Annotated in this window: 15 protein-coding genes; 5 read left to right on the forward strand and 10 right to left on the reverse strand. The window is 72.7% G+C overall.

Annotation, left to right across the window (positions count from 1 at the left end):
* Positions 1–86 precede the first annotated feature (86 nt).
* Complete coding sequence (locus tag ACFW22_RS34130; protein ID WP_386412264.1) at positions 87–899, reverse strand: inositol monophosphatase family protein; 813 nt, start codon at positions 897–899, stop codon at positions 87–89.
* A gap of 9 nt (positions 900–908) precedes the next feature.
* Complete coding sequence (locus tag ACFW22_RS34135) at positions 909–2,036, reverse strand: ferrochelatase (RefSeq protein WP_386412266.1); 1,128 nt, start codon at positions 2,034–2,036, stop codon at positions 909–911.
* Between the two features lie 140 nt (positions 2,037–2,176).
* On the opposite strand from ACFW22_RS34135, the gene ACFW22_RS34140 reads away from it, so the two are divergent.
* Positions 2,177–3,442, forward strand: coding sequence for an MFS transporter (locus ACFW22_RS34140; protein ID WP_386412268.1), 1,266 nt, complete (start codon positions 2,177–2,179; stop codon positions 3,440–3,442).
* Positions 3,381–4,730, forward strand: coding sequence for a D-arabinono-1,4-lactone oxidase (locus ACFW22_RS34145; RefSeq protein ID WP_386412270.1), 1,350 nt, complete (start codon positions 3,381–3,383; stop codon positions 4,728–4,730). Before ACFW22_RS34140 ends, ACFW22_RS34145 begins: the two co-directional genes overlap by 62 nt.
* 3 nt (positions 4,731–4,733) lie before the next feature.
* Here the strand turns inward: ACFW22_RS34145 and ACFW22_RS34150 are convergent, their stop codons facing one another.
* Entirely contained in the window at positions 4,734–5,534 is an 801-nt protein-coding gene (locus ACFW22_RS34150) for a hypothetical protein (protein ID WP_386412272.1), read from the reverse strand.
* 530 nt (positions 5,535–6,064) lie between these two features.
* Between ACFW22_RS34150 and sepH the strand changes: the two genes are divergently transcribed.
* Entirely contained in the window at positions 6,065–7,132 is a 1,068-nt protein-coding gene (sepH, locus tag ACFW22_RS34155) for a septation protein SepH (RefSeq protein WP_386412274.1), read from the forward strand.
* A 103-nt stretch (positions 7,133–7,235) separates the two neighbouring features.
* Here the strand turns inward: sepH and ACFW22_RS34160 are convergent, their stop codons facing one another.
* Positions 7,236–8,063 (reverse strand): sulfurtransferase, encoded by an 828-nt coding sequence (locus ACFW22_RS34160; protein WP_386412276.1) that lies wholly within the window; start codon positions 8,061–8,063, stop codon positions 7,236–7,238.
* A gap of 160 nt (positions 8,064–8,223) precedes the next feature.
* Here ACFW22_RS34160 and ACFW22_RS34165 point away from each other — a divergent pair, with 160 nt between their 5' ends.
* Positions 8,224–8,997 (forward strand): VOC family protein, encoded by a 774-nt coding sequence (locus ACFW22_RS34165; protein WP_386412278.1) that lies wholly within the window; start codon positions 8,224–8,226, stop codon positions 8,995–8,997.
* 19 nt (positions 8,998–9,016) lie between these two features.
* Here the strand turns inward: ACFW22_RS34165 and ACFW22_RS34170 are convergent, their stop codons facing one another.
* The 6 genes from ACFW22_RS34170 to ACFW22_RS34195 form a co-directional block, all read right to left on the reverse strand.
* On the reverse strand, positions 9,017–10,384 hold the full coding sequence (locus ACFW22_RS34170) for a polysialyltransferase family glycosyltransferase (RefSeq protein WP_386412280.1): 1,368 nt from the start codon (positions 10,382–10,384) through the stop codon (positions 9,017–9,019).
* Between the two features lie 3 nt (positions 10,385–10,387).
* The gene (locus ACFW22_RS34175; protein ID WP_386412282.1) at positions 10,388–11,353 is read right to left on the reverse strand and encodes a glycosyltransferase family 2 protein; all 966 of its coding nucleotides are present in this window, start codon (positions 11,351–11,353) and stop codon (positions 10,388–10,390) included.
* Positions 11,354–11,924: 571 nt separating this feature from the next.
* Complete coding sequence (locus ACFW22_RS34180) at positions 11,925–12,575, reverse strand: thymidine kinase (RefSeq protein WP_386412284.1); 651 nt, start codon at positions 12,573–12,575, stop codon at positions 11,925–11,927.
* 47 nt (positions 12,576–12,622) lie between these two features.
* On the reverse strand, positions 12,623–13,828 hold the full coding sequence (locus ACFW22_RS34185; protein ID WP_386412286.1) for an alkaline phosphatase family protein: 1,206 nt from the start codon (positions 13,826–13,828) through the stop codon (positions 12,623–12,625).
* Positions 13,828–14,424 carry a DUF5998 family protein gene (locus ACFW22_RS34190; RefSeq protein WP_384883380.1) on the reverse strand — a complete coding sequence of 199 codons (597 nt, stop codon included), beginning with the start codon at positions 14,422–14,424 and terminating at the stop codon, positions 13,828–13,830. The genes ACFW22_RS34185 and ACFW22_RS34190 overlap by 1 nt, the downstream gene beginning before the upstream one ends.
* A 163-nt stretch (positions 14,425–14,587) precedes the next feature.
* Positions 14,588–17,626 (reverse strand): GNAT family N-acetyltransferase, encoded by a 3,039-nt coding sequence (locus tag ACFW22_RS34195; protein WP_386412288.1) that lies wholly within the window; start codon positions 17,624–17,626, stop codon positions 14,588–14,590.
* A gap of 185 nt (positions 17,627–17,811) precedes the next feature.
* Here ACFW22_RS34195 and ACFW22_RS34200 point away from each other — a divergent pair, with 185 nt between their 5' ends.
* Complete coding sequence (locus ACFW22_RS34200; RefSeq protein WP_384883386.1) at positions 17,812–18,093, forward strand: HPr family phosphocarrier protein; 282 nt, start codon at positions 17,812–17,814, stop codon at positions 18,091–18,093.
* The last annotated feature ends 144 nt before the right edge of the window (positions 18,094–18,237 follow it).

The raw sequence follows: 18,237 nt of genomic DNA on the forward strand, positions 1-18,237 counted from the left end.
CCGGCACCGGTTGCGGTGCCGGGGCTCCCACACGTCCGGCTCGCGGGCGGAGGGCGCGTCCCGAGGGCGCTCCCGCCGCGGCCCCGTCAGTCGTGCCAGGCCCCGAGTTCCTCCAGGAGCTCTTGGAGCGGGTCGAAGAGGCCCGGGGAAGCGGCCAGCACCAGCTCTCCCGAAGCGGGCTCCCCGGGCCGGCCGCCCGTGAGGGCCCCCGCCTCGCGGGCGATGAGCGCGCCCGCCGCGAGGTCCCAGGGGTTGAGGCCCCTTTCGTAGTACGCGTCGAGGCGGCCGGCGGCGACGTCGCAGAGGTCGATCGCGGCCGAGCCGCCGCGGCGGATGTCGCGGACCCGCGGGATCACCTGCCGGGCCACGTCGGCCTGGTGGGCGCGGCGGGACTGGACGTACCCGAAGCCCGTGCCGAGGAGGGCCTGGTCGAGCCCGGGCGAGGGTCGGACCGCCAGGCGCCGCTCCGCCGCGTGCGCGCCGCCGCCGAGGACCGCCCGGTACGTCTCGCCGCGCATCGGGACCTCAACCACTCCGACCACGGCCTCGCCGTTGCGTTCGGCGGCGATCGAGACCGCCCAGGTGGGCAGGCCGTACAGGTAGTTCACCGTGCCGTCGAGCGGGTCGATCACCCAGCGGATCCCGCTCGTACCGGGGCTGGAGGCGCCTTCTTCGCCGAGGAAACCGTCCTGGGGGCGGTGCTCCGCGAGGAAGCCGGTGATGAGCTTCTCGGCGGCGATGTCCATCTCGGTGACCACGTCGATGGGGCTCGTCTTGGTCTTCGCGACGGCGATGTCGTCCGGCCGGCCGTCGCGCAGCAGCGCTCCGGCCCGTCGGGCGGCCTCCAGGGCGAGGTCGTGCAGTTCGATGAGCAGGGGGTCGTCGGACACGGGGGTCATGCGGGCTCCTCAGGCGTAGGGGCTGTCGGCACCGGCGGCAGCGGGTCGCTCCGCCCTGGCGGGGCAGCAGCCGATCGGGCAGAGGTCGTGGGAAGGCCCGAGCGCGCCCAGGGCGCAGCGCTCCGCCCGGGTCCCCCGCTCGTTCGCGGCGCGCTCCAGGAGGAGGTCGCGGACGGCGGCGGCGAACCTCGGGTCGGCACCGACGGTCGCCGAGCGCCGGACGGGCAGGCCGAGCTCGGCCGCCTTGGCCGTGGCCTCCGTGTCGAGGTCGTAGAGGACCTCCATGTGGTCGGAGACGAAGCCGATCGGGACCATGACGGCAGCGGGCGCCCCCGCTGCGTGCAACTCCTCCAGGTGGTCGCAGATGTCGGGCTCCAGCCACGGGATGTGGGGCGCGCCGCTGCGGGACTGGTACACGAGCTTCCAGGGGTGTGCGATACCGGTCTCCCGGTGGACCGCGTCGACGATCACCCGTGCCACGTCCAGGTGCTGCCTCACGTAGGCCCCGCCGTCGCCGTGTTCGGCGGGCGGGCCGGAGCTGTCGGCGGCCGAGTCGGGGATGGAGTGGGTGGTGAAGGCGAGGTGGGCGCCGTCCCGCACGGCGGGGTCGAGCTCGGCGAGGGAGGCGAGGACGCCCTCGACCATGGGTTCGACGAAGCCGGGGTGGTTGAAGTAGTGCCGGAGCTTGTCGACCCGGGGCAGCGGGAGCCCTTCGGCCTCCAGGGCGGCGAGCGCGTCGGCGAGGTTCTCGCGGTACTGGCGACAGCCGGAGTAGGAGGCGTACGCGCTGGTGGTGAGGACCGCGATGTGGCGCCGCCCGTCGGTGACCATGTCGCGCAGGGTGTCGGTGAGGTAGGGCGCCCAGTTCCGGTTGCCCCAGTAGACCGGCAGGTCGAGGCCGGCCCGTGCGAAGTCCGTCCGCAGCGCGTCGAGGAGCGCTCGGTTCTGGTCGTTGATCGGCGAAACGCCGCCGAAGAGGAAGTAGTGCTGCCCCACTTCCTTGAGGCGTTCCTTGGGGATGCCTCGGCCGCGGGTCACGTTCTCCAGGAACGGGACCACGTCGTCCGGGCCTTCGGGGCCGCCGAAGGAGAGCAGCAACAAGGCGTCGTACGGGGCGGGATCATGCTGATCGGACATGGCACCGATCCTCCCACCCGAGCCCGACGGCGGTGGGCACGCCCTCTCTGTGGACAGTCGTCCGAAAACGGAGGTGACCGAAACGAATTCAACACCGTAAGCTTTAGCTATTAATTACACGTGTTGACCAAGGACGCCTCTTGCCCAGCCCCTATCGCGCGATCTTCACGGCGCCCGGCACCGCATCGTTCTCCGTCGCGGGATTCCTCGGCCGGATGCCGCTGTCCATGATGGGCATCGGCATCGTGACCATGATTTCGCAGGTCACCGGCCGGTACGGACTGGCGGGCGCGCTCTCGGCGACGCTCGCGATGTCCGCCGCCGTCCTCGGCCCCCGGGTCTCGCGCCTGGTCGACCAGCACGGACAGCGCAAGGTGCTCCGCCCCGTGGCCCTGGTCTCGCTCGCCGCAGGAGCGGGCCTCCTCCTCTGCGTCCAGCAGAGGGCCCCCGACTGGACCCTCTTCGTCTTCACCGCCGCGATCGGCTGCGTGCCGAGCATCGGCGCGATGACCCGGGCCCGCTGGGCGGAGATCTACCGGGGCGAGCAGCGGCGGCTGCACACGGCGTACTCCTGGGAGTCGATCGTCGACGAGGTGTGCTTCGTCTTCGGCCCGATCATCTCCATCGGCCTGTCGACCGCTTGGTTCCCGGAGGCCGGCCCGCTCTTCGCGGGGGCGTTCCTGGCCGTCGGCGTCTTCTGGCTGACCTCGCAGCGCGCCACGGAACCGCAACCGCACCCCCGGGTCCAGGGCACCCGGGGCGACTCCGCGCTCCGGTCCCCCGGCCTCCAGGTGCTCGCCCTCGCCTTCGTCGCCACCGGCGCCGTCTTCGGCTCGGTGGACGTGGTGACCGTCGCCTTCGCCGAGGAGCAGGGGCGGAAGACCGCCGCCAGTCTCGTCCTGGCCGTCTACGCACTGGGGTCCTGCCTGGCCGGCGCCGTCTTCGGACTGTTCCACTTCAAGGGCGAGCCGTCCCGCAGGTGGACCCTGGGCGTCTGTGCGATGGCCGTGAGTATGATCCCCCTCCTACTGGTCGGGAACTTGCCGTTGCTGGCCGTGGCGCTCTTCGTCGCAGGCCTGTCCATCGCACCGACGATGGTGACCACGATGGCCCTCGTCGAAGCGCACGTACCGCGCACCAAGCTGACCGAGGGCATGACCTGGACGAGCACCGGGCTCGCGATCGGCGTGGCGCTCGGCTCCGCCGCCGCCGGCTGGGTGGTGGACACCTCGGGGGCCGAGGCGGGGTACGTGGTGCCCGTCGTCTCGGGCGCGCTCGCGGTCGCGGTGGGTCTCCTCGGGAACCGTCGGCTGCGCAGGCCGGCGCCGAAGCGGGAGGGGCAGCGTGAGCAGGACGACGACAGCGGGGCCGGGGAACTCCGGGGCGGCGAACAGGCCGTGGCGTAACTGGGCGGGAAACGTCACTTCCCGCCCGGCGCGGGAAGTGAGCCCGGCCTCGGCCGAGGAGCTCGCCGCCGAAGTGCGCAGGGCGGCCGAGGACGGGCTGAGGGTGAAGACCGTCGGCACCGGGCACTCCTTCACCTCGATCGCGGCCACCGACGGCGTGCTGATCCGACCGGGGCTGCTGACCGGGATCCGACGGATCGACCGCGAGGCGATGACCGTCACGGTCGAGTCGGGCACGCCGCTCAAGCGGCTCAACGTGGCACTGGCCCGAGAGGGCCTGTCGCTCACGAACATGGGCGACATCATGGAGCAGACCGTCGCCGGCGCGACCTCCACCGGCACCCACGGCACGGGCCGCGCATCGGCCTCCATCGCCGCGCAGATCCGTGCGCTGGAACTGGTGACGGCGGACGGGCGACTGCTCACCTGCTCGGACCGGGGCACCGACGAGGAACGGGCGCTCTTCGCAGCGGCCCGGATCGGGCTCGGCGCCCTCGGCGTGGTCACGGCGATCACCTTCGCGGTGGAGCCCCTCTTCCTGCTCACCGCACGCGAAGAGCCGATGGGCTTCGACCGGGTCACCTCGGAGTTCGACGCGCTGCACGCGGAGAACGAGCACTTCGAGTTCTACTGGTTCCCCCACACGGAGAACTGCAACACCAAGCGCAACAACCGCAGCGCGGGTCCCGCCGCCCCTCCCGGACGGGTCAGCGGCTGGATCGAGGACGAGCTGCTCTCCAACGGGGTGTTCCAGCTCGCCTGCTCGTTGGGCCGGGCCGTGCCGCCGGTCATCCCGTCGATCGCCAAGGTCTCCAGCCGGGCCCTGTCCGCCCGTACGTACACCGACGTCCCCTACAAGGTCTTCACCTCGCCGCGCCGGGTCCGCTTCCTGGAGATGGAGTACGCGCTTCCGCGCGAGGCCGCGGTCACCGCGCTGCGCGAGCTCAAAGCGATGGTCGAGCGCTCGCCGTTGAAGGTGAGCTTTCCGGTGGAGGTGCGCACGGCGCCGGCGGACGACATCGCGCTGTCCACGGCCTCGGGGCGGGAAACCGTCTACATCGCCGTCCACCTCTACCGGGGAACGCCCCACCGGGCCTACTTCACGGCGGTGGAACGGATCATGACGGCGCACGGGGGCCGCCCGCACTGGGGCAAGGTCCACACCCGGGACGCCGCCTACTTCGCCGAGGTCTACCCGCGCTTCGCCGAGTTCACGGCGCTGCGCGACCGGCTCGACCCGGACCGGCTGTTCGCCAACGACTACCTGCGGCGGGTCCTGGGCGACTGACGCTCACCCGCCGGCGGTCCCGTCCGTCCCCGCGTCCGCTCCGGAGGGGGACGGAGCGGAGGGGGTCCCGGTCGGGTCCGCCCCCTCGGTCGGCTCCCCGGTCGGCACGCCCGGGTCCGTCGAGGGGCCGGTCGGTGTCGGGGCGGGCACCGTCGCCTCGTGCGAGGAGGAGGGACTGGGTCCGGTGGACGGCACGCCGGTGTCGCCCCGCCCCGCCTCCCCGTCCCCCGGGGTCGGGGAGACCGTCGCCCCCGGGGCGGGGGAACCGTCCCGCTGCGGTCCGGTGCCGTCCGCGGTGTCCGACGGAGCGGGTGCCCGGTCCCGTTCCGGCGCCTCCTGGCCTCCGCTCCCGTGGACCACGGAGCCGAAGGTGGTCGTGCCCTCGGTACCGCTGAAGTCCCGCCCGGCCACCAGCTCGTAGGCGGTGATGCCGCCCATGGTGACGCCGAAGACCAGGGCGGCGGCGATCGCCGGTCGCCTCCAACCCCGGACGCGGGTGCCATGGGTGGTCGCCTCGCCGAACTCCCCGTCGTGCGGGAGGGGGGACCGGAGGACATCGGGGTCGGAACCGACTTCGCCCTGCGACCGGGTCACGACCGGGACCTGACGGGCCCTCGGCTTGACGGCGGTCGCATCGCGGACCTGCTCCCCGGTGCGCTTGAAGAGGTGCTGGAAGAACGGTCCGCCGCAGGTCGCGATGACGCTGATCACACCGGCACCGAGGATGGTGCCGTACACGCCGAGGCTGGAGGCCAGCTTGGCCGCGAGGACCGCGGCCAGGGCGCTGCCGGAGACCTGAGCCACGCTCAGGTCGATCCTCTTCCCACCGACCGGCTCCCCCTCCTCCGACCCGACCCCGTCGATTTCCGGCCTGTGACGCATCTCCAACCCCTGACGGCTCATCCGTTCGACTTGCACCCAGAAGGGACAAACGGGAGAAGCGAATAGTTCCGTTTCTGGCGTTTCTGTGAAGAGTGACACGTAAGGGGGAAGATCGCGGAGACTCAACTCCCGTGCTGCCCGAGAAGTTGGGCGGCGCGCCGGTCCACCCAAGTGGCCCGAATGGAGTACATTGACGAAACCTGGGTCCGGACGCCCTCACGGGTGCCCTGGATCAAGGGAGGGGGCCGGACGCGGCGCTCGAACCGGCGGCGCCTCGGCATCGCACGGGAAACGACTACGAGGAGTGATCGTCGGTCACTCCGGGTAGTTAACTGGTAACCGTGTCACAGCGGAGTTCCAGGGTCCATGCCCGACACGCCGGGCAACTCGGCAAGGTAGTGGCAGGCTGCACCCGGGCAGGCCACACTCGACTAGCGGAAGCAGCGACGCACGTGACGTCGGCAGGCACCACCCGGGAGGTCCCCATGCCCGAACTGCGTGTCGTGGCCGTCTCCAACGACGGCACACGACTGGTGCTGAAGGCTGCTGACAGCACGGAGTACACGCTTCCGATCGATGAGCGGCTCCGTGCCGCCGTGCGCAACGACCGCGCGCGCCTCGGCCAGATCGAGATCGAGGTGGAGAGCCACCTCCGTCCCCGTGACATCCAGGCGCGGATACGAGCCGGTGCCTCCGCCGAGGAGGTCGCCCAACTCGCCGGCATCCCCGTCGACCGCGTGCGCCGCTTCGAGGGCCCCGTGCTCGCGGAGCGTGCCTTCATGGCGGAGCGGGCCCGCAAGACCCCGGTCCGCAGGCCCGGGGAGAACAGCGGTCCCCAACTCGGCGAGGCGGTGCAGGAGCGCCTCCTGTTGCGCGGTGCGGAGAAGGACACCGTGCAGTGGGACTCCTGGCGTCGCGACGACGGCACCTGGGAAGTGCTGCTGGTCTACCGGGTCGCGGGCGAGATCCACACGGCCAGCTGGACGTACGACCCGCCCCGACGACTCGTGCAGGCCGTGGACGACGAGGCCAGGGCCTTGATCGGCGAGACGGACGACACGATCGCCACCGCACCGGAACCGAGCTTCCCCTTCGTGCCGCGCATCGCCCGGCTGCCCCGGGACAGGCCCCTCGACCGTGCCCTGGACCGCCAGGCCGAGCGGCCCGACCGCCCGTTGGAACCGGCTCCCGATCCCGTCGAGTCGGAGGAGGAGCGGGACTCGCTCACCAGCCTCTTGGAGGCCGTGCCGAACTTCCGCGGCGACATGGTCGTGCCCGAGCCTCCGGATGCGGAGCCCTCGGAAGAGGCCGAGGCGGAAGAGCCTCCGGCGGCATCGGCGGGCGCGGGATCGGCGTACGCCGACGTCCTGATGCCGCGCGCGGTCTCGGGCCACCGTGACCGGCTCCACGGCGCCACGGACCGCCAGGCAGAAGCGGACGGCGTCCGCCCGGGCCGCCGCGCCGCGGTGCCGAGCTGGGACGAGATCGTCTTCGGCACGCGCAGGAAGAAGCAGGACTGATCCACCACACGCATCCGCACGACCGGGGAGGGCCCGCGCCGCACACGGGGCGCGGGCCCTCCCCGTTCCGGGACAGTCGAGCGGTACGGGCGGCCCCTTCCCCCTACTGCGGGTCCGGCCCCGTGGCGACCGGGCGGGCCGGGTCCGCGGACCACTCCGACCACGAGCCCGCATAGAGCGCCGCGGGGATGCCGGCGAGTTCCAGGGCGAGGACCTCGTGGGCGCCGGAGACGCCCGAGCCGCAGTAGACGGCCACCGGGGTCCCCTCGGCCGCTCCCAAGTCGGTGAAGCGGCTCCGCAGGACGTCGGCGGCCAGGAAACGGCCGTCCCCGTCGACGTTCTCGGTCGTCGGTGCCGACACCGCCCCCGGGACGTGCCCGCCCACCGGGTCGATCGGCTCCACGTCCCCCCGGTAGCGCTCGGCCGCCCGCGCGTCCAGGAGCAGCCCGGTGCGGGCCAGCTCCGCCGCTCCGTCGGCATCGAGCAGCCCGAGGGCACCCGGCTCGGGTCGGAAGTCGCCCGGCTCGGGAGCGGGGACCTTCTCCGTGAGCTCCCCCGTCCAGGCCGGGAGGCCGCCGTCCAGCACCCGGACGTCCGGGTGGCCCGCCCAGCGGAGCAGCCACCAGGCACGGGCCGCTCCCCAACCGAGGCCCCCGTCGTACACGACGACCGGCCCGTCGGACGGGACGCCCGCCCGGCGCATCACGGCGCCGAAGAGCTCGGGGTCGGGCAGCGGGTGGCGCCCGCCGCCGCCGGGAGGTCCCGCGAGTTCCTCGTCCAGGTCGACGTAGACCGCACCGGGAAGATGACCCGCCTCGTAGGCGGGCCGTCCGGGCGGGCCGCCGAGCGTCCAGCGGACGTCCAGGAGGACCGGCGGACGCACTCCGGCCAACTCGCTCAGCAGTTCGCTTGCGGAGATGATGGGCTTCATGGGAGCCATCCTCGCGCAGCCGTGGGGCTGCCGGGGGCGGACCGGCCACCCTGCGGCGGAATCGCGCCATGCGCGGCGCGGTCGGGGCGCGCCGGGCGGCCGTCGGTGTCACCATCGGACGGGGACACGGCCGGGACGATGGTCCGAGGAGAGTGTGACGATGACCCAGGCGACTCCGCGCCCACCCGGGACGCCCTGTTGGGTGAGCCTGATGGTGCACGGGCTTGACGCCACCCAGGAGTTCTACCACGCGCTCTTCGACTGGGAGTTCGTGCCCGGCCCGCAGCACCTGGGCCCCTACGTGCGCGCGCTGCTCGGGGGCAAGGAGGTGGCGGGCATCGGTCAACTGCCGCCCGACCGTCACCTGCGCATCGCCTGGACTCCCTACCTGGCCACGAAGGACGCCGACGAGACCGCCGAGGCCATCCGCTCCTGCGGCGGCACCGTCGCCGTCGGACCGCTGGACGCGGGCGAGGCCGGTCGTCTGGCGATCTGCTCCGACCCGGCCGGCGCGGTCTTCGGCATCTGGCAGGCGGAGGCGCACCACGGCACCGCGACGGCAGGACCGCCGGGGACCCCGGTGTGGAACGAGCTGTTGACCTATGAGACGTCCGGGACCGGCAAGTTCTACCGGACGGTCTTCGGCTTCGACGTGGAGCCGGTGATCTCGGCCGACCACGACTACGCGATGCTCTCTGTGGCCGGGGCCCCGGTGGCCTCGCTGCACGGCGTCGGCAATGCGCTGCCCCGGGACCGGGGCCCGCACTGGATGACGTACTTCGAGGTCGCCGACACGGACGCGGCGGCGCGGCTGGTACTGGAGCTCGGTGGCCAGGTGCTGCGTCCACCGCGGGACGGCACGGCGGGGCGGCTCGCCCTGGCGGCGGACCCGGAGGGCGCTGTCTTCACCCTGGTCAGGTCCGCCGAGCGCTGACCGCGGTGGTGCCCACGGCTCAGCCGCGGCTCCGTGCCGCACCGCGGCGCAGTCGGAACATTCCCGTCGACGCAGGGGTGGCCGCCCCGCCCGGCAGGTCGAGTTGGGTCAGCCGTTCGACGGTGAAGTGGCGTGCGGTGGCGGGGTCGGCGTGGTGCTCGGCGAGGAAGGCCGCGGCCTCTTCGCGGAGTCCGGGGTGGATCTTGTGCCTCATGCCGTAGCCGACGGCCCTGACCAGCGGGGTGAGGGAGGCGGGGGCGGGTCCGGGCACGGCGGGCGCCTCGTCGCGTTCCAGGTCCGGGAGCAGGTGGTCGACGATGGTGAGCGGGATCCGGTTGCTGTTCTCGAAGGGGGTGAGCCGTTCGAGGACCTCGGCCGTGCCGACCCGCGCGACGGGAACGTCGTAGTAGACGGCGGCGGTGAGCAGCGCCGTGGAGAAGCAGCCGACGACGAGTTCGGGCCGGCAGCGTTCGTAGAAGGTTTCGGCGAGCAGCGGCCCGTCGAGCACCGTGAGCCGTGTGCCGAGCCGCTCGGCCTCCTCGTGCAGGGCCTGGGAGTAGCGGGCGGGCGCTGTCGGGTGCGGTTTGAAGACGACCGAGCGGTGCCCGGCCGCTGCGGCCCCGCGCAGCATCCGCACGTGCAGTTCCTCTTCCTCCTCCGCACTGAGGAGGGAGAGGGCGGCGAGGTACTGGCCGAGCAGGAGGGCCGTCGGCCCGGCAGCCGCCGCCCCCGCGATGGCGGGGTCCTCGGCCGCCGCTTCGGCGATCTCGGCGAGGACCGCGCGGAAGGCCGCGTCGGGGACCAGTTCGGGCTCGACCCCGTACTCGCTCAGCAGGAGGGGACGCAGGCCCGGCACCAGGTCGAGGTGGAGGACCCGGCGGATGCGGCAGGCGATCGACTGTGCGAGGTCGGAGCGGGTCGGACCGTAGCTCATCAGGCCGTCCGCGTAGACGTGGACGGTGCTCTCGGGGAAGGCACCGGCCAGCGCCTTGGCCGGATTGACCTGGATGGACTCGACGATCAGTTCCACCGGGCCGGTGCCGAGGTCCCAGGCGGTGCGCAGGACGCGCTGCCAGAGCGGGGCCTCCTCGGGACGGGGGGCCCACATGGCGGGGTGGTAGGGGTGGATCGTCTCGTTCCAGTCGAGGGTTCCGTCGAAGCGCGTGGCGATCCGCTCGTACCCGGTCATGGTCTGCAGGCGGAGCGCGGTCTCGGGGATCTCGGCGTTGTGCGAGATGAGCAGGAGCCTGCGGGCGGTCCCTCGGGGGCCGAACTGCCCGGCGTCGAGCGCAGCGGCCAGGGTGGCCGCGCCGTACAGGGTGGACACCTGGAAGATCTGGATCGGGCGGGCGTCGGCGACGGTCGCCTTCTCGGGGGCGGTGGCCATGGGTCAGGCGGTCCTTCCGGTGTCGCGCAGGCTCCGGAGGAGGGTGCTGCGCCGGGTGTCCATGGTGGCGAGGTTCTCGTCGAGGACGTCCTGCGGCATGCGGTGCAGGGCATCGCGCACGTCGACGCGCAGCCGCGCGGCGACGGCGGGCTCGTACTTTCCGACCTTCCCCATGTGGAAGGCGATCATCGCGCAATAGGTGCGGACCGCCTTGGGGAGGAAGCGGTCGGCCTCCGCGTCCCGGGAGACCTCGTCGAGCAGCAGGTCGTACGAGGGGATGAAATCGAGCTGCCGGTTGTCGGTGATCTGGGTGAGCGAGGTGGTGACGCCCCGCCGGTAGAAAACCCCGTGCAGCGAAAGCGCGGCAAACGTCTTCGCCTTCAGGTGGAGCCGCCAGACCCAGAGTCGGTCCTCTGCCGTTCTGAGGGACGTCTCGAAGCGGGACTCTCCGTTTTCGAAGAGGCTCCCGCGGTAAATCCCGAAGGGGACGAAGGGATAGTCGACCATCGTCACCATGTTGGCCGGCGCGATGCCGTCCCTGGAATCCATCACCACGTCCCGGCTTTTGGCCGGAGCGTAGCGGATCTGCCGCTTCCGACCTTCTGACAGCACATGGTCGGTACGGGCGAAGTCGCAGCCCAGGCGGGAGATCCCGGCCACGGCGGCGCCCAGGTGACCCGGTGCGTACCAATCGTCGCCGTCGAGGAAGGTCAGATAGTCACCGCGGGCCGCGTCGATTCCGGTGTTGCGGGCCTGGGCGACGCCCCGGTTCGTTTCGTGCCGAATGACGGTGGCGTTCGGGAGGCGGTCCCGCCAGCGGTCGAGGATTTCCGGGGTGTCGTCCGTCGAGCAGTCGTCGATCAGCAGGAACTCGAATTCCGGATCCGCATTGTTCACGAGACTGCGCAAGGTGTCGGGCGCGTACGGCCCGACATTGTGGAACGGTACGACGACGGACAGTTTCGGCACTCGGGATCCCCACACTGAATCGAACAATTTAACGCCGCTACGGCGGGCACATTAACGGTCGCGCCGTCCCGGCGAACGATCCGCGCGTGCACTCCGGGTGAACTCTTGTCGTATCTGACGGAAACCCCTCCTCCGGGGTCCGCCCTTCCCCGTCGCCCCTCAGAGCGCCGGGCCCCGTCAGACCGCCGGGCCCCGTCATCACCACGTCCGTGCCTCCTCCCCCGACGGCGGTGCAGGAGGGCCGTTGCCGCGAGCACGAGGAGCGCCGTCGCGCCGACGGCGCAGCGCCAATCGGAGAGGCGCGGCACGCCGGGGACCGCGATCCCCGTGTTGCCGGGAGGCGGTCAGGCCGTGACTCGGTGCCCGGTGGTGCGCACACGGGTGATCCCGGTGGCGACGAGCAGGGCGGCGACGAGCGCAGCCCGCACGGCCGCCGACCGGCACCGCTCCTCCTCGGCTCCCCGAGGTGCCCCGGCGCACGCCCTCGCCCCGGGGCCCCTGCCCCATGCCCCGCGCCGGCCTTCCCGAGCCCGGGGTTCCCCCGTCGGGCGGGGTTCGGTCGGGGCCGGGGTCACCCGGAGCCGACGGGAAGGACGTCCGGGGAGAGGGCACCCGCGCGGGCCGAGGCCGAGGTCATCCGCCGGCGGTGGTGACGGCGGCACAGGACCTCGTAGCCGATCTCCTCGGCCGGGCGGTTCACGTCCCCGACGACGACCTGCTCGCCCTCGACGACCATCTCGCCCCCCACCGTCCGGGCGTTGTGGGTGGCGCGGGCCCCGCACCAGCACAGGGCTTCCACCTGGAGCTGCTCGATGCGGTCCGCCAACTCGATCAGCCGCTGCGAGCCGGGGAAGAGCTTGGTGCGGAAGTCCGTGGTGATCCCGAAGGCGAAGACGTCCAGGCTGAGGTCGTCGACGATCCGGGCCAGTTGGTCGATCTGTTCCGGGGCGAGGAACTGCGCCTCGTCCACGATCACGTAGTCCGCCTTGCCACCCTGGGAGAGCTGGGTGACGAGGTGGGCGTACAGGTCCATGCCCCGCGGCGCCTCGACCGCCTCCGTCACCAGGCCGAGCCGGGAGGAGAGCTTGCCCTCGCCCGCCCGGTCGTCACGGGTGAAGATCACGCCCTGGAGCCCCCGCGCGTCGCGGTTGTGGGCGATCTGGAGCGCCAGGGTGCTCTTCCCGCAATCCATGGTTCCGGAGAAGAAGACCAGCTCGGGCATGACGGGACGGGGACCTTTCAGGTCGTGGGGCGGGGACGGTCGGGTGCTCAGGAACGCACTTCGAGCAGCGGGACGAGCTGCTCGGCGGGGGTCATGGAGCCGTGCATGCCGACCATCGCGGACTCGTGGGGCTCGTTGACCGATGCGGTGATCGCCACGTCGTCGTGGGCCGCCGCGATGACATCGCCGATCCGGCCGTACACCCGCTCGTCGACCTCGGCACCGAACCAACCGAGGTCGATGGCCTCGTCGCGGCTCGCCACCCAGAACTGCTCGCCGACGACCTCCCGCCAGCAGGTGAGCACGTCCGCCTCGGCGCCGGGCACGGCGTAGACGTGGCGGGCACGCCCCTCGCCGCCGAGCAGGGCGACGCCGGCGCGCAGCTCCCAGTCCTCGTCGAAGTCGATGCGGTGCTGCTCGTCGAAGGGGATGTCGACCATGCCGTGGTCGGCCGTGACGTACAGAGCGGTGCGGGGCGGGAGTTGGTCGGCGAGGCGCTGGACGAGCCGGTCGACGAACATCAACTGACCGCGCCAGGCGTCGGAGTCGATGCCGAACCGGTGTCCTGCACCGTCGAGTTCGCTGTAGTACGTGTAGACCAGCGAGCGGTCGCCACCGGCCAGCTGCTCGGCGGCGAAGTCCATGCGCTCCTCGCCGGAGAGCCGTCCGTGAAACGTTCCGCCGCTGAGCGCGACCTTGGTGAGCGGGGTCTGCTCGAAGATCGGGGAGGACACCTGGGCCGTGTGGATCCCGGCCTCGTGCGCCAGCTGGAAGACGGTCGGATGGGGCTGCCAGGCCTGCGGCGAGGTCCACGGCTTCCAGCGCAGCTGGTTCATCAGCTCGCCGGTCTCCGGGTTGCGGACCGTATAGCCGGGCAGCCCGTGCGTACCGGGGTGCCGGCCGGTCCCGACGGAGGCGAGGGAGGTCGCGGTGGTGGCGGGGAAGCCCGCCGTGATCGGGAGGCCCGTGCCGCCCCGGGAGGAGCCGATCAGCGAGGTCAGGTACGGGGCCTCGTCGGGGTGGGCCGCGATCTGCTCCCAGCCGAGTCCATCGATCAGGAAGACGCAGTTCCGGTCGGCCGGGGCCAACTCCGCGATCCGGGCGTCGAATCCGGGTACGCCCTGGCCCGCCACGAGCGTCGGCAACAGGTCGCCGAGCGATCCGGAGGAGTACGCGGGCACCGGCGCGGTTTCCGGGGCGAGCGGGGTCGGGTCATCGGGCCAGCCGTGGGCGACCGCCGTGGGCTGCACCATCAGCGGGTGGGGGTGGCGGTCGCGGCGATGGCTTCGGAGAGCGCCTGGGCGAACGCGAGGGTCTGCCGGACGGTGTCCGGGCCGTCCCCTGCGTCGCTGACGCGCAGGCTGAGGTCGTCGGCGGTGGTGTTGCCGGTGTAGCCGTGGTCGGCATCGCAGTTGGGGTCGCCGCAGGCAGCCGGCTCCAGGTCGATGCGGGAGACGGCGCCCCACCCGATGGTGAGGACCACTTCGCGGGGGAGGGTGCCCGGCGTGTACGACTCGGGGTTGGCGACCACCCGGCTGACGACGACCGACGAGATCCGGTCGAGCTTCACGGACTCGGTGGAGGTCGTGGCGTACGGGGTCGGGGAGCTCGTGTCGGCGGCCTGCTCGTCGGTGTGGCTGACGATGAAGCGGTGCGGCGTCAGCACGAGGACGGTGACGTGCCGCCGGACCTCGTTCGCGTCGAAGGTGGTCTCCTGGTGGACCACGTACGACGCGATGGACTCGCCGCCGATGGCGGCCTCCACCGCCTCGGCCACGAGGGCCGGGTAGTAGCCGCTGCGCTCGATCGCCGCGCGCAGCCCCTGGGTCGTCGTACCGCTCTTTGCCATGGGCTCCATCCTAATCCGTGGGCAGGGGCGGCTCGGCCCCTTGCGAAGGCACCCGCGCCGTTCGGGAGCTCCGGGACTGTGAGATCCGACTCCGTCCCGGCCGCCGGGACGGAGCCGCGGAGGACGGCGGGCGGGCCCCGGTGCCGTTCCCCTCCTCCGGTCCTCAGTAGCGCGGCAGGCTGCGCGGCCCGAGGTCGGTGCGCGGTGGTGGCGGGGCCAGTCGCACCGTCGCGCCGAGGACGGAGAGCCCCCGGGGAGCGACGACCACCGGCTCCAGGGAGACCGCAACCACCTCGGGGTGGTCGTCCACCAGTCGGGACACCCTGAGCAGGAGTTCCTCCAGGGCCGGCGTGTCCACGGGGGCGGACCCCCGCCAGCCGAAGAGCAGGGGCGTGGTGCGGAGGGAGCGGACGAGTTCGGCGACGTCCCGGTCGGTGGCCGGCACCAGCCGGTGCGCCGTGTCGCCGAGCAGCTCGGACGCCGCACCCGAAAGGCCGAAGGAGAGGACCGCACCGACGGCCGGGTCAATGGCGGAGCGGACGACCGTGTCGACGCCACGGGGCACCATCGCCTGGACCACCGGCTGGAGCTCCTCCGGCTTGCCGAGGGCCTCGGTCAGTTCGGCGTAGGCCGTGCGGAGCTGCTGCTCGGTGGCGAGGTCGAGCCGGACGCCCCCGAGGTCGGGGCGGTGCCGGAGGTGGGGTGCGGTCGTCTTGAGCGCGACCGGGTACCCGAGCCGCGCGGCGGCCCCGACGGCGGCGTCGGGAGTGGGCGCGGGGAGGGTCGGCAGGACGGTGATCCCGTACCGGGCGAGCAGTCCGCCGGCCGCTCCGCTGTCGAGGGTCACCCCGCGGGCGTCCGCCTCGCCGTCGTTCCCCAACGCCTCCTCGATGAGCGCGGCTGCTCCGGCCTCGTCGATGTCCTCGTACTCGGGCACCCGCCCGGGCTCGGCGGCCTGTCGGCGCCACTGCCCGTACCGCACGGCCTCGGCCAGCGCCCGTACGGCCCTCTCGGCGGCGGGGTAGGCGGGGATGGTCGTCCGCCGGGTGGGGGCCGTGGCGTCCTCCGCGGGTCCGGCGTCCGGGGGGCCGGTGGCCGGCGAGGCGTCGGGGAGCGGTGGAACGCCCGGGCCGGCGGGGCTGCCCGTGTCGTCCGTCGCGGCTCCGGCCCGGCCCTCGTCCACGGCACCGCCGGTACCCGTGTCCGTGCTGCCGGTTCCCCCGGGAAGGCCCGGCCCGGCCGGGACCTCATGGGGACGCTCCTCCTGGACGCCCCCCGTGCGCTCCGCCACGACCGGCCGCGTACTGGTGGCCATCGCGAGGGCTTCCGCCAGGCCGCCCATCTCGACGTGGACGACGACCACCGGCTTCGCCGGCGCGGGGGCGGAGGCGACGGCCTCGCGGAGGGCGGCGGCGAGGACCTCGCCGTCACCGAATTCGGTGGCGCCGTCCTCCCCCACCCAGGGGATCGCGGTCACGACGACCGCGTCGGAGGTGTCGTCCGCGAGCGCAGCCGCCAGCGCGTCCCTGAAGTCCGCCGGAACCGCGGCCGTCGTCAGGTCGAGCGGCCTCAGCGGTCGCAGTCCTTCCGTCAGACAGGCGTCGTAGGTGAGCAGGCCGAGCGACTCGGAGTTGCCGAGGATCGCGATCCGGGGTCCCGCGGGCAGGGGCTGGGCGGAGAGCAGCAGTCCGGCGTCGACGAGCTCGGTGACGGTGTCGACGCGGATCACCCCGGCCTGGCGGAGCAGTGCGGAGACCGTGGCGTGCGGGACGCGGGTGACCGGCACCCGGTGGCCGGGCGGGGCACTGCCGCTGTGCCGGGCCCCCTTGACCACCACGACCGGCTTGACCGCGGCGGTGCGGCGGGCGAGGCGGGTGAACTTCCGGGGGTTCCCGATCGACTCCAGGTAGAGGAGGACGACGTCGGTCCCGGGATCGTCGTACCAGTGCTGGAGGAAGTCGTTGCCGGAGACGTCGGCGCGGTTGCCGGCCGAGATGAAGGAGGAGAGGCCGACACCCCGGCGGTGCAGCCCGGCGAGGAGGGCGATGCCGATGGCGCCGGACTGGGTGAAGAGTCCGATCCGGCCGGCGGCCGGCATCTGCGGTGCGAGCGAGGCGTTGAGTCGGACGTCGGAGGCGGTGTTGATGATCCCGAAGGCATTGGGGCCGATGATCCTCATGCCGTAGGAACGGGCTTGCCGCACCAGTTCGCGCTGGCGTTCACGGCCGGCGGCGCCGCTCTCGGCGTATCCGGCGGAGAGCACCACGAGGCCGCGCACCCCGTGTTCGCCGCAGTCCGCCACGGCCTCCGGGACCCGCTCGGCCGGGACGGCGACGACGGCCAGGTCCACCGGTTCCCCGATGGCCCCGACGGAAGGGTGCGCCGGGGCGCCGTCGAGTTCCGTCACCCCGTCGGTGAGCGCGGCGTTCACCGCGTACACCCGTCCGGTGAACCCGGCCCCGAGGAGGTTGCGGAGCACGGTCCGACCGACACCGCCCGGAGCGCGCCCGGCACCGACGACGGCGACGGACCGGGGGGTGAGGAGCCGCTGGACGGACCGGGCCTCGGCGCGCTGCTCCCGCGCGCGCTGGACGGCGAGGGCGCGGTCGGTCGGTTCGAGGTCGAGGTGGAGCCGGACGGCACCGTCCTCGAAGCTGCGCTTCTGGGTGTAGCCCGCGTCGGTGAAGACCTTGATCATCTTGGTGTTGGCGGGGAGCACTTCGGCCGCGAAGCGCCGGATGTCCCGCTCGCGCGCGACCGCCGCGATGTGTTCGAGGAGCGCGGAGGCCACTCCCCTGCCCTGGTGCGCGTCCTGCACGAGGAAGGCGACCTCGGCCTCGTCCGCCGGCGCGGAGGCGGGCATGCCGTGGACGTTGATGCGGTCGTAGCGCACGGTGGCGATGAAGTCGCCGCCGACGGTCGCGGCGAGGCCCACCCGGTCCACGAAGTCGTGGTGGGTGAAGCGGCGCACGTCCTTGGCGGACAGCCGGGGGTAGGGGGCAAAGAAGCGGTAGTACTTCGACTCGTCCGAGACCTGCTCGTAGAAGCTCACCAGTCGGTCGGCGTCGTCGGTGGTGATGGGCCTGATGCGTGCGGTGCCGCCGTCGCGGAGCACCACGTCCGCCTCCCAGTGGTCCGGGTAGGCGTGTTCGGCCGGGGCCGGTGGTTCCGCCGCTTCCGACTGCTCCGACGCGCTCTGCATGGGGTCAGCCTACGGCCGCGACACGGCTGTGGCACCGGTCGCGCGGCGGGGGTGCGCGATGCAAGGTGTTGCAGGGTGGGGAGGGCCGAACGGCGGTCCGGTCCGGTCCGGAGGTCGGTGCGAGCACCTCCCTCCCCATGAGAGACTGGTCTAGACAACCCGCTTGAGACCCGAAGGGCAACACCATGGCTGAGCGCCGCGTCAACGTCGGCTGGGCCGAGGGCCTGCACGCCCGCCCCGCGTCCATCTTCGTCCGTGCCGCCACGGCTTCCGGCGTCCCCGTGACGATCGCCAAGTCCGACGGCACCCCGGTGAACGCCGCCTCCATGCTCGCGGTGCTCGGCCTGGGCGCGCAGGGCGGCGAAGAGATCGTCCTCGCCTCGGACGCCGAGGGCGCCGAGGTCGCACTCGACCGCCTCGCCAAGCTGGTCGCCGAAGGGCTGGACGAGCTCCCCGAGACCGTCTGAACCCACCCCGTGGACGCATGGCCGTGGGTTGGGGGAGTTAGGGAACCAACCCCCCTAAAAAGCAAGTGTGTACCCGCGGGGTCGGCGGCAACCACCCCCCGGCGGGCGGCCCCCCCCCCCCCCCCCCCCCAAAACCCCCCCCCC

This window comes from Streptomyces sp. NPDC058872 (genome assembly GCF_042743065.1).
GTDB lineage: Bacteria > Actinomycetota > Actinomycetes > Streptomycetales > Streptomycetaceae > Streptomyces.